The 10,831-nt window shown below is 37.7% G+C and carries 11 protein-coding genes and 1 other annotated feature; of the genes, 3 read left to right on the top strand and 8 right to left on the bottom strand.

The window, feature by feature from the left end; genetic code table 11:
- Positions 1-335 precede the first annotated feature (335 nt).
- Positions 336-1,328: an LLM class flavin-dependent oxidoreductase gene (locus V7266_RS25690; protein ID WP_335472087.1), complete on the top strand. Its 993-nt coding sequence runs from the start codon at positions 336-338 to the stop codon at positions 1,326-1,328.
- Between the two features lie 33 nt (positions 1,329-1,361).
- On the opposite strand, the gene V7266_RS25685 is transcribed toward V7266_RS25690, so the two are convergent.
- The 8 genes from V7266_RS25685 to V7266_RS25650 all read right to left on the bottom strand — a co-directional run bounded on the left by V7266_RS25685 (position 1,362) and on the right by V7266_RS25650 (position 8,625).
- Complete coding sequence (locus tag V7266_RS25685) at positions 1,362-2,132, bottom strand: TatD family hydrolase (RefSeq protein WP_335472086.1); 771 nt, start codon at positions 2,130-2,132, stop codon at positions 1,362-1,364.
- A 123-nt stretch (positions 2,133-2,255) separates the two neighbouring features.
- Complete coding sequence (locus tag V7266_RS25680; RefSeq protein ID WP_335472085.1) at positions 2,256-3,959, bottom strand: 2-isopropylmalate synthase; 1,704 nt, start codon at positions 3,957-3,959, stop codon at positions 2,256-2,258.
- Positions 3,960-4,020: 61 nt separating this feature from the next.
- Positions 4,021-4,241 (bottom strand) — a binding site (T-box leader).
- 89 nt (positions 4,242-4,330) lie between these two features.
- On the bottom strand, positions 4,331-4,885 hold the full coding sequence (locus tag V7266_RS25675; protein ID WP_335472084.1) for a YitT family protein: 555 nt from the start codon (positions 4,883-4,885) through the stop codon (positions 4,331-4,333).
- A gap of 227 nt (positions 4,886-5,112) precedes the next feature.
- Complete coding sequence (locus V7266_RS25670) at positions 5,113-5,298, bottom strand: sporulation protein cse60 (protein WP_335472083.1); 186 nt, start codon at positions 5,296-5,298, stop codon at positions 5,113-5,115.
- A 194-nt stretch (positions 5,299-5,492) separates the two neighbouring features.
- Positions 5,493-5,705 (bottom strand): SPW repeat protein, encoded by a 213-nt coding sequence (locus V7266_RS25665; protein WP_420491501.1) that lies wholly within the window; start codon positions 5,703-5,705, stop codon positions 5,493-5,495.
- Between the two features lie 374 nt (positions 5,706-6,079).
- Positions 6,080-6,529, bottom strand: a complete 450-nt coding sequence (locus V7266_RS25660) for a MerR family transcriptional regulator (RefSeq protein WP_335472081.1) — start codon at positions 6,527-6,529, stop codon at positions 6,080-6,082.
- Positions 6,530-6,761: 232 nt separating this feature from the next.
- On the bottom strand, positions 6,762-6,908 hold the full coding sequence (locus tag V7266_RS25655) for a hypothetical protein (RefSeq protein ID WP_335472080.1): 147 nt from the start codon (positions 6,906-6,908) through the stop codon (positions 6,762-6,764).
- Between the two features lie 154 nt (positions 6,909-7,062).
- Positions 7,063-8,625 carry a histidine kinase N-terminal 7TM domain-containing diguanylate cyclase gene (locus tag V7266_RS25650; RefSeq protein WP_335472079.1) on the bottom strand — a complete coding sequence of 521 codons (1,563 nt, stop codon included), beginning with the start codon at positions 8,623-8,625 and terminating at the stop codon, positions 7,063-7,065.
- A gap of 320 nt (positions 8,626-8,945) precedes the next feature.
- Here V7266_RS25650 and V7266_RS25645 point away from each other — a divergent pair, with 320 nt between their 5' ends.
- Positions 8,946-9,584 (top strand): response regulator transcription factor, encoded by a 639-nt coding sequence (locus tag V7266_RS25645; RefSeq protein ID WP_335472078.1) that lies wholly within the window; start codon positions 8,946-8,948, stop codon positions 9,582-9,584.
- A 12-nt stretch (positions 9,585-9,596) separates the two neighbouring features.
- Entirely contained in the window at positions 9,597-10,703 is a 1,107-nt protein-coding gene (locus V7266_RS25640) for a sensor histidine kinase (protein ID WP_335472077.1), read from the top strand.
- The last annotated feature ends 128 nt before the right edge of the window (positions 10,704-10,831 follow it).

The raw sequence follows: 10,831 nt of genomic DNA, 5'->3' as shown, positions 1-10,831 counted from the left end.
CTTCTCTCTTTGTTCATTTATCCAATCCTCCACACATTAGTTAAAAGCATGGCTGGTATAATAATTGTCCATTATATTGAAATTATTATTAAACAGTTCTTATAATCATGGTTTAATTTATCAAAAAAGTCCTTGGTTGCTAATACAATGGTTTCGGCTACCGTGTACTTTATTCTCTATAAACGATGAAATATAATGGTTAAAAAGATATAATAGTGGATTATATTTTTTTATTATTAATTTGTTTACTAAATCTGCTGGAATGAACGGTAAGACTAGACAACTAGAGCTTTGCTTCAAACCATACATACGGATTTTAGCTGGAGGTTTAACAATTGAAATTAAGTGTTCTTGATCAATCAGTCATATGTAAAGGTGAATCAGCAAGTACCGCCTTACAAAAAACAGTTAAACTAGCGCAAATAACGGAGGATCTCGGATATACTCGATTTTGGGTTGCCGAACATCATAATACCAATGGAATAGCCGGTTCCTCTCCAGAAATCTTAATTTCTCATATTGCTTCCAATACTGAAAAAATTTGTGTTGGTTCAGGAGGTGTATTGCTCCCTCAATATGCTCCTTATAAAATTGCTGAAAACTTCAAGCTGTTAGAAGCCTTGTTTCCGAACAGAATCGATGTTGGAATTGGGCGTTCCCCTGGCGGTTCCACGACCACACGGCTGGCACTAACAGATGGTTTACGAAAAAGCCTGAATGAATTCCCTCGGCAGTTGAAGGACCTCCAAGGCTTTTTACACAATCAATTACCAGTAGACCACCCTTTTTATGATGTACAAGCACTCCCTGTGACTGACCGTATACCGGAGCTGTGGCTTTTGGGAATTACTCATCGAGGTGCAAGGCTCGCCGCAGAAAATGGCACAGCTTTTACTTATGGGCATTTTATCACTCCTTTGAATGGAACACGGGCAATGGACTATTATTATCAGCACTTTCAGCCCTCGCCTACATTGACAAAGCCTAAAGCAAATGTTTGTGTATTTGTAGTTTGTGCCTCAACCCAGGAAAGGGCCGAAGAATTGGCTTTAAGCCAGGATTTATGGCTATTGGCTGTTGAAAAAGGGATCGACACGAGGATTCCGTCTGTCGAAGAGGCAAAGGCCACTTCATTAACATTTGATCAACGCATGATATTAAAGGAAAATCGAAAACGGATGATAATTGGTACACCGCAAAAAGTCAAAAGCGAAATTTTACGGTTGAGCGAAAAATACAGGACTGAAGAATTCATGATTATTTCTAATATATATAACTTTGAGAACAAAATTGAAATCTATAGGTTATTGGCTGAATCCCTCTTGTAACTATAGCTATTGGAATTCACTTCTAACTACTGATTATATCCCATAAAATTTCTTAGTGTTTTCAATTAGTCTTTCAGAGACTTCTGTTTCTGAGAGATTTTTTATTTCTGCAATCTTGAAGATAGTTTCCTTCATCATACCAGGGTGGGTCATTTTCCCCTCAAAAGGACCTTCAAACGGCCATGGACCGTCTGTTTCAATCATCATTTGCTCTAATGGGTAGTCTTGAACTAACTTCTGGATTTTCTCCTTATAGACGATCTCGGGTGTAACCGAAATAAAATATCCATTCTGAATCATTCTCACGATCGTCTTTTCATCCCCTTTAAACCAATGGAAATGAGCCTTTTCAACAGAATGCGTTTCTAATAGATCACAAGCCACTGGCGCGTCCTCATAAACGGCATGAAGAACAATCGGCTTTTCCCATTTCTTCCCCAATTTCACAAACGACTCAAGGAGTTCCAAATATTGACCAAACTGATGCCTTGATACCTTTTGTTCCAATCTTAAATAGTATGGCAAACCTACCTCGCCAACCGCTGCCATGTCATTTCGATTTTGATCCATCCATTCCACCAGCCTTCCTAACTCATATTCAGCAGGCAGACTTTGCTCAGGATGAAACCCAAACGCGGGCTTTATCTTTGGATATTTTCTTGATAATTCAAGATTTCGTTTACATGATTCAAGGTTATTTGAAACGGAAAGCAATGCTTCAATTGAACTTAAACCGCCCAAAATCCACTCTATTTCATGATCCTTGTATTGATCTAAATGAATATGAGCATCGATCATTTTCATATGTATTCACACTTCCAGAAACAATTTATTCATTTCATAACATGATAAAGGGCTGCCGCATGAACTGTTTACACAGGTCAAGCAGCTGCCCACATTGATACTGTTTAACATAAATCTGAAAAGTTATCTCTCTGAAAGAGAAAATCCGTTTCCAATTGCAGATTCAACACTAGATACCAACTTATTTACGGCACTAAATAATGCTTTTATGGAGGATGTCATAATATCAGCATCAATTCCACAGCCCCAATAAGTAGTACCATCTTGAGCCGTGAAGCCAACATATGATACTGCATTTGATTCCGAACCTCTTTCTAGTGCATGTTCCTTGTAAACTAAATCTTTAAAATCGAGCCCCAATGTGGTTCGAAGACTATTGCTGATAGCGTCAAGTTTCCCATTCCCGATACCAGTCAATTCGTGAACCTCACAGTTTATCTTAACTGATACAGTCGTTTCATATTTTTCATCTTGCGTAAATCTGTATTTGATAAACCCAACAGGGGTATTAATATTGACATATTCTTTTAAGAAAATATCATAAATTTCATTTGGCATAAGCTCTTTGTGCATATGGTCCGAAACATTTTTAACACTATAGCCGAAGCTTTCACGCATTTCCGCCGGTAAGTCAAGCCCAAAATTCTGCATCAATACATATCCGATACCGCCTTTACCAGATTGGCTATTAATTCGGATAATATCGCCTTCATACTGTCTGCCAATATCTTTTGGATCAATCAACAGATAAGGGACTGTCCAATACTCATTTTCTCTTTCCTCACGCCACTTCATTCCTTTTGCGATGGCATCCTGATGAGATCCTGAAAAAGCAGTAAAGACCAGTTCACCACCGTATGGATGTCTTTCATGAACCTTCATTCTTGTTAATTTCTCATACTTGGCAAGGATATGATAAATATTTTCAAATTGAAGCTTGGGATTCACTCCGTGCGAATACATATTTAAGGCAAGTGTGACGATATCTACGTTTCCTGTTCTTTCTCCATTTCCAAACAGTGTTCCTTCTACCCTCTGCGCCCCGGCAAGCATCCCTAGCTCGGCATCTGCAACCCCGGTTCCCCTGTCATTGTGCGGATGTAGGGATAGAATCACATGGTCCCGGTAGTTTAAATGGTCACTCATATATTCTATTTGACTGGCATAAACGTGTGGCATTGACATGGAAACTGTAGCTGGAAGATTGATAATTACCTTATTTTCGGCAGTAGGCTGCCACACATCAAGTACACGATTACAAATTTCAAGGGCAAACTCCATTTCTGTACCTGTGAAACTTTCCGGTGAATACTGAAACTGGAAATTCCCTTCCGTTTCGTCCGCGTATTTCTTCACCATTTTTGCTCCGGTTACCGCAATGTCAATAATCTCTTCTTCCGTCTTTTGGAACACCTGCTCACGCTGCGGCACGGATGTTGAATTGTAAAGGTGGACGACAGCCTTATTCACTCCTTGAAGTGATTCAAATGTTTTTTTGATAATATGATCTCTTGACTGGGTTAATACTTGAATGGTTACATCCTCTGGAATTAATTCCTGTTCAATTAAGGTTCGTAAAAAAGTATATTCTGTTTCAGATGCGGCAGGAAAGCCCACCTCAATTTCCTTAAAACCTACTTCCAACAGTAATTGAAAATATTCCAGCTTCTCCTCTAGACTCATTGGCACCACTAATGCTTGGTTTCCATCTCGCAGATCCACACTGCACCAAGTTGGAGCTTCTTCAATATACTCCTTTTCCGTCCATTTCAAGCTTTTTACTGGAGGCATAAAGTAACCTCTGGAATACTTTTCAATATTTTTCATTCTGTTGCCCACCTTTTATTGTTTTATTTAGTCATTTTAAATAAAAAAAGCCCATCATCTCATAAGAGACGACAGGCTTTGCCTACGTGGTACCACTCTTTTTGATTCGTCAAAAAAGCAAACGAATCCACTTAATGATTTTATTACGGTAATCAACCGTTAAGGTCTAAATTTCAACCTTACCACTCCTGGGTGAGTTGGGGGAATTATTGACTGTCTCTCACCAACCGACAGCTCTCTAAACAATAAGGATCCCTTAGTACTCCCAATCATTGCGTTTAATTTTTCGAATTTTCCCTATTTTATTATTTTTTTTAACATCAGTCAACCCTTTAAACCTAAATTTAAACATCTTTTACACTACATATACATTACAAAGTTGATTTCCCTTTAATAAAGGACGTTGTTAAACCGACAATCGCAATAGCCATACACGAATAAAGGAAGGTGTCTAATGCCAGTACAGTAAAACCTGCTAAAACAATAAGGCCATCAATGAGTATGATCGTAAGTGCAATATTTATGGTGAAATTTTCAGCAATGATTTTAGCAAGCAGGTCCGTTCCTCCCGTACTAGTCTTATACCTTAGCATTAAACCAACACCCGTTCCGATTATAACTCCTCCTATTAATGCACTTGTAAGATGTGAAACAAAAAATTGATGACGAAGGGGAGTAAGCAAATCAATGAACAAAGAAGAGAACATCAGCCCTTGTAAGTTGCTAAAAAAATACCCTCTCTTATTCTTGGATGCAATTAAACAAATCGGGAGGCTCAAGGCCACCATTGTCACTCCAGTCTGAAAATCGAAAAAATAATGAAGGATCAATGCAATTCCAAGAACTCCACCGTCAATTAAATGATTAGGTACAAGAAATCCGTTTACTCCAATTCCTAGTAGTAAGCTGCCAATAATCGTAGCCATTAATTTCTGAAGAATTTATATCACCTTGTCCTGTCTTTTACTCTATTCATATGCCGTCATTTCAAAATTAAGAATATTGGGCAAGAGTAAAAAATAAGACGGGTTAAGGTCATAAAGAGGTATTTTTACTATAAAAATGAAAAAGAGCCTCCTATTGTCGGAAGCAAGGATAGATAACTATTTTCTGCTTAACATCAATACTTCAATTTCAAGTGATTCTTAGAAAGCTATAGCTTTTGCACGACCTTATATACCACTACTGCAGAAATCATGCCTCCATCCAAATTTGCTACCTTAACATCCACAAAATTCATTTGGTCAAGCGTATTTAAAAAAACATTAACCTGCTCCTCGACTTCATTGGGAGAACCTGTAAAAATTTTTGTTCTCACCTTTCGAACTTTATATTCCAAAATCCATCCGCCCCTCTAAATTATGGAAATCCTGTGCTGAAAATGGAAATTCACTTATTTGCTGTTTCTCACCATCATTTCTTTTATTCATTCGACCCTGCTTTTTGTTTGTTTCCATACCTGCTTATATTTTCAGCCAACAACAGAGAGAGACCGATTTAGACATCCCTGCTGTTGGCCGAATAAAACTTTTTCTAGGAATTATTTTTAGACGACGCGCCTGCCCAAACTGCAAGAATTAAGACGATGATTCCAAAAATGACACTGTTCCACACAGCGCCAGCATTACTGGTGAAGCCAAACACCCACGGAGAAATGATGAGCCAGATACCGATTAGACCTGTAAGCCAAAGTTGCCACATCATAAAAACCTCCTCTTTCATAATTGACGTTAACGTCAACGTCATTAAAAGATATGAAATTTTGGAAAGAATATTCCAAGTTTACTATTTTTTTAGAAGTAAAAAGGAGCAAAAACATTTATAACTGATTAATGTTCCTGCTCCAATCGATACCAATAAATATTCGTTTGTAAATGGAGAGTCGAGTGTAAGTAAGTTAGCATGCTTAAAACTTCTACAGAGGTCTGTAAAAAACGGAGAATCAAAATTGTGGTACCTTGATGACTGCTTCATGTACACGAGATTTTCATGTAGTCATTTGTAGTATGTATCGTTTGCCTGCCAGAGCCAGTCCCAAAGTAAAGAAAAGGGATGTCCATCTTTTAATTTTTTTCGAGCAGCTCTTATGTATCTAAAAAAATCTTGTCTGTACACCTAAGTTACTTCTTCTTCAATTCGTCCATAAAATGTAAAGAACGTTCCACTTGCTCTTGATACATATCACGCATGGTTACTACATTTTCAATTTTCATATTCATTTTTTCAATTAAGTTGTGTAAAACATCAATGTATTGATTCACTAGCACCCTTTGTACCTCCGCACTCTCGGCACTTTCAAGAAATGTCTTTCTTATTTCCTTAAGCGACTCTTCTGCCTCCATTACCTCTTGAATCTCTTGAAGAGAGATTCCCAAATAATCTTTCAGCCGTAGAATCTGCTTAAGACGGTCAATTGTGTTTTGATCATAAAGACGATGCCCGCCATTTGTACGTAATGCTGGGGAAATAAGACCTACTTCCTCATAGTAACGCAGCGTTCTCGGTGTAATACCTAGTCGTCGTGAAACCGTTTCAATCGTCAACACGTCGTATACCTCATTATTCGTCAATATGATACCCCCACTTTGTACTGAGTTCTCCTAAATAACAATATAATTCTATTAAAACATATGGATAACTTCCAAGTAAATCCATTTACATCTCACAAATTGGTTTGTATTATGAACGTACAACATGATTAAATTTTCCCTTTTCCTCTATCAATACAAACAAAAAGACTGCCAAAAATGACAGCCGAAATGAACCCGTTAATAGTAAACCATATCATTTTCAAAAATTATCTTATTTATCATCAAATCTAAATTTTGGTAATGCCTCTGTTGTGTCAGCGTTTTGAGGTTCTTCCTGCTTTACTTTTGACTTTTTCACTATGAAGAAACCAATAATTCCCACCAACAGGATCGCAAGTAAAAGCCAAAGAAACACCATAAAAGCATGCTCCCTTCAAATAAATTTATCACGCATTAAACTATATGAAGAGCAGCTTGTCTTTTTTAATGTCAAAATAATAAAAATTTTTACAAATACAGCTATAATTTGTAATATTAAACCCAGTAGAATCCCGATCTAACGTATGTTAAATCTAACTTGAATACTCAAAAGCTTGTTCAATAAGGTCAACATAGTTTCTCCCCTTCCGTTTGGCACCATAGAGCGCCTGGTCAGCTTCTCTCATTAGCTTTTGCAAGGTTTGACTATGATCTCCCACAACAATCTGAGCTGAGGAAACTCCAAAACTGGATGTAACATGAATTTCTTTGTCCATGAAAGGAGTCATACTCTCTGCTATTTTTACACGTATGGTTTGAGCAAGCTCATATGCCATGAGTATAGGTGTATCTGGCAGTAAAAGAATGAACTCTTCACCGCCATAGCGCCCAATGATGTCGGTGCTTCGCAGACTTTTCTTTGCTAAACTAGCAACATGAGCTAAAACCCTATCCCCTGCTTCATGTCCAAACGAATCATTTACCTTTTTAAAATGATCAATATCAAACATGATGAAAGACACATTTCCGCCAGTCATGCTAAGAGACTCTATGATCTTTTCTGATTCTTGCATAAAAAAGTTTCGACTATATAGATCTGTTAAGCCATCTGTACAGGCTAATTTCTTTAACTGCTCCTGAAGAAGGACTCTTTCTGTCACATTCACAAACGTGATGATTTTCCCTATGTTCTTATTATTTTTATTTCTAACAGTGGAAAAACCAATATGGTAGTAAGTCTTTTCTCCATCTACACATAGTTCATAATCCAATTCTTCCTCCTGTCTAATCATGTCTGCAAGTTGTCCATAACCATCAACTTTTGATTTTCCAATCATTTGAGAGTTTAAATTTGGTAAGACATTCAGCATGGCATGATTAAAATCGACGATTACATCATTTTGATTTAAAACAAGAACTCCATCCTTCATACTTTCAAATACCGAGTCCCTCGCAATGGGGGTTACATTGAACATTTGATAGGATAAAAGCGCAGCACCGTGGAAAATAAAAGAAATACTCATGGAAACCGGTCCTAGGTCGATGCCATATGGACTCAATCCATTTAAATAAAAATAATTCGCTATGATTGGCATAACTATTCCTGCTGCCATCAAGATGATTTGCATTCGAAAACGAAATTTCGCCTTTTTTAGTTTCATGAGTAATGTAATAATACTGATCATTAGACACAAAAAGAGAAAGATTGAATGAACGTAAAACCAAGGACCATGTTCTACCTTTAATATCGGGAATGGGCTGTCACTATTCAGCCCCATGGAGGTGTAATATAAGTGATGCAAGCCATTTGTTTCATGCATAAAGATAGTTATGATGGGAATGACGTAAAGGGCATAGTATAAATATGGTTTTAGCTTTTGTCCTACATATTCAAAACACATTAATAGAATAAATACGGGGATAAAAGGCATAGCAAGGTACTCGATATTTAACCAAAATTTAATCTGCTTTAACGACGGACTTGCTAGTTCAAACGCATATGAAAAGGTAAAAAAAGCTGAGAACAAAGTTACTAATCTATATGGCCTTACACCAGGCGCATCCTTGAGCCTGAATTGTGCATAAAAGCATAAAAAGAGGCTTAATACGCCTGCTATGATAACGGTAAATGTGTACATGAATAGTTCATTAAACATATCTTTTCACTCCATATGATTTCAAAAAGCATGATTCTATCATTATATAGTAACGATTCAAATTGTGACTACTTATAATTTTGCAAATATAGTTACTAAGTTTACGGAGGTAACCGAATATATCTCGATTTTTCCATACCTTGACTCATGATTTAAAGAGGAGCCTAAAAATAAAGCTCCTTTTTTATGTGCACCCAATCTTTGTATTATAAAAATTTTATTTATTCATCAGGTACTCCTCAAAATTCCTTCTTTCTGCTATGTTTATGTTAGATCATACCAATTGAAGGATGTGAAGGGCAGGTCAGTCCTGCTGTGAGATGAATATAAAAATTTTGATTGCGGATGATAATTCGTTTATTCGTGAGGGTCTGAAGATCATTTTAAGTACATACGGTGAATTTGAGGTATTGGCAACCGTAAATGATGGTAAGGAAGCAGTTGAATATTGTCAAAAACATCAAGTTGACATTGCGCTTCTGGATGTAAGGATGCCCAATATGAATGGCGTTGAAGCCACAAAACTCCTAACGGAAACGACAAAGACAAAGCCGATGATTCTAACAACGTTTGATGACGATGGGTACATTATGGATGCGATTAAGAATGGGGCAAAAGGCTACTTGTTGAAGAATACTGACCCAGAGCGGATCCGCGATGCCATTAAAAGTGTCTATTATGGTAACACAGTTATGCAAGATGTCGTGCTCGATAAGGTTAAATCCAAAATGACTGGCCATGCAAAACCCGAGTCCAAGGTTGATGCCAGCCTCTTCACCGAACGGGAAATGGACATCATGACACTAATTGCAAAGGGCTATTCCAATAAGGCGATCTCTAAGGAGTTGTTTATTTCGGAAGGCACTGTTGCTAACTATATTACTTCGATTCTTGGTAAAACTGGCTTGGAGCATCGAACACAAATTGCCATTTACTTTCTTACCGGCTCAGTAGATTAAGAGGACCAAGCGATGGAATTATGGATCATTTTCAGCAAGCTTATTATCATCCTATATCTTAGTTTTTTGTATGTTCAAGCTGAAACAAGTAATCTAGCTTGGATTGTCCTTTCGATTTTAGTGTACATCAGTATGAATATTACCCTTTATCTTGTTCGTTTGGAAAAAGTGAAGATTGTCATCCACCTTGCATCGATGTTGATTATTTTTATTTCCTTTCGGCAAGTGAATTCGTTATTCGTCCTCCTATTGCCGAATCATTTCTACGAGCTTGCCTGGCCTTTTTTTGATAAAAAATGGTTGTTGTTGGTAGTGGGATTCCTGCCTGTATTCATTGTCCCTCAGCTACAGGCATCGTACGTTCTGATTGCCCTTTTTTGCTTTGTTGTATATTTTATGACCAGCCATTACTCAAAAAAGCTGATTAAATATGAAAGTACACTGGATAAGATGCGGGTAGATATGCAGCGGCTCTCCAAAAGCCTTAATGAAAATAAAGAGTACATTAAGCAATCAGAATATACCTATCGCTTAGAGGAACGCAACCGGATTTCCCAGCAAATCCATGACAGCATCGGCCACTCCATGACCGGCGCACTGATTCAAATGGAAGCCGCAAAGACTCTTTTGGCAATTGATCAGTTGAAAGCCGCGGAGCTGCTTCAAAATGCGATAAATATCTCCAAAGAAGGAATCGAGGATATTAGGATTACTTTAAAAAATATGAAACCTCCAACCGAACAAATCGGCTTGCAGCGCCTAAAACTGTTCATTGAGGAGTTCTCCATTCAGCACCAGATACGGATCCCGTTTGTATACAAAGGAAACATAGATTTGATTGCGCCGATTCAATGGAAGATTATTGCAGAGAATATCACCGAAGCCTTTACAAATTCTTTAAAATACTCAGGTGCGTCGGAAATATCGATTAACATTCGGGTATTGAATAAGTTAATTCGGGTAGAGGTCCGAGATAATGGCAAAGGGATTGGATCCGGCAAAGTGGTAAAAGGGCTTGGCATTGTAGGCATGGAAGAACGGACCGCTTCCATTAAAGGCACAGTTATCGTCGATGGAACTAATGGATTCTCCGTCACCACCCTCCTCCCCATCGCCTAATGAAACCATTCATACGAAAAACATGAAATATCTCATGTATAAAGGGTGAACTAATGCACTTATGTTAGTTCACCCTTTTTCCTATAATTAAATTACAAATACAGGAAATGGTGTCAGGCACCATCCCC

Source organism: Neobacillus drentensis (assembly GCF_036965645.1).
Classification (GTDB): domain Bacteria; phylum Bacillota; class Bacilli; order Bacillales; family Cytobacillaceae; genus Neobacillus; species Neobacillus drentensis_D.
This window is presented reverse-complemented; position numbering and strand designations above follow the sequence as displayed.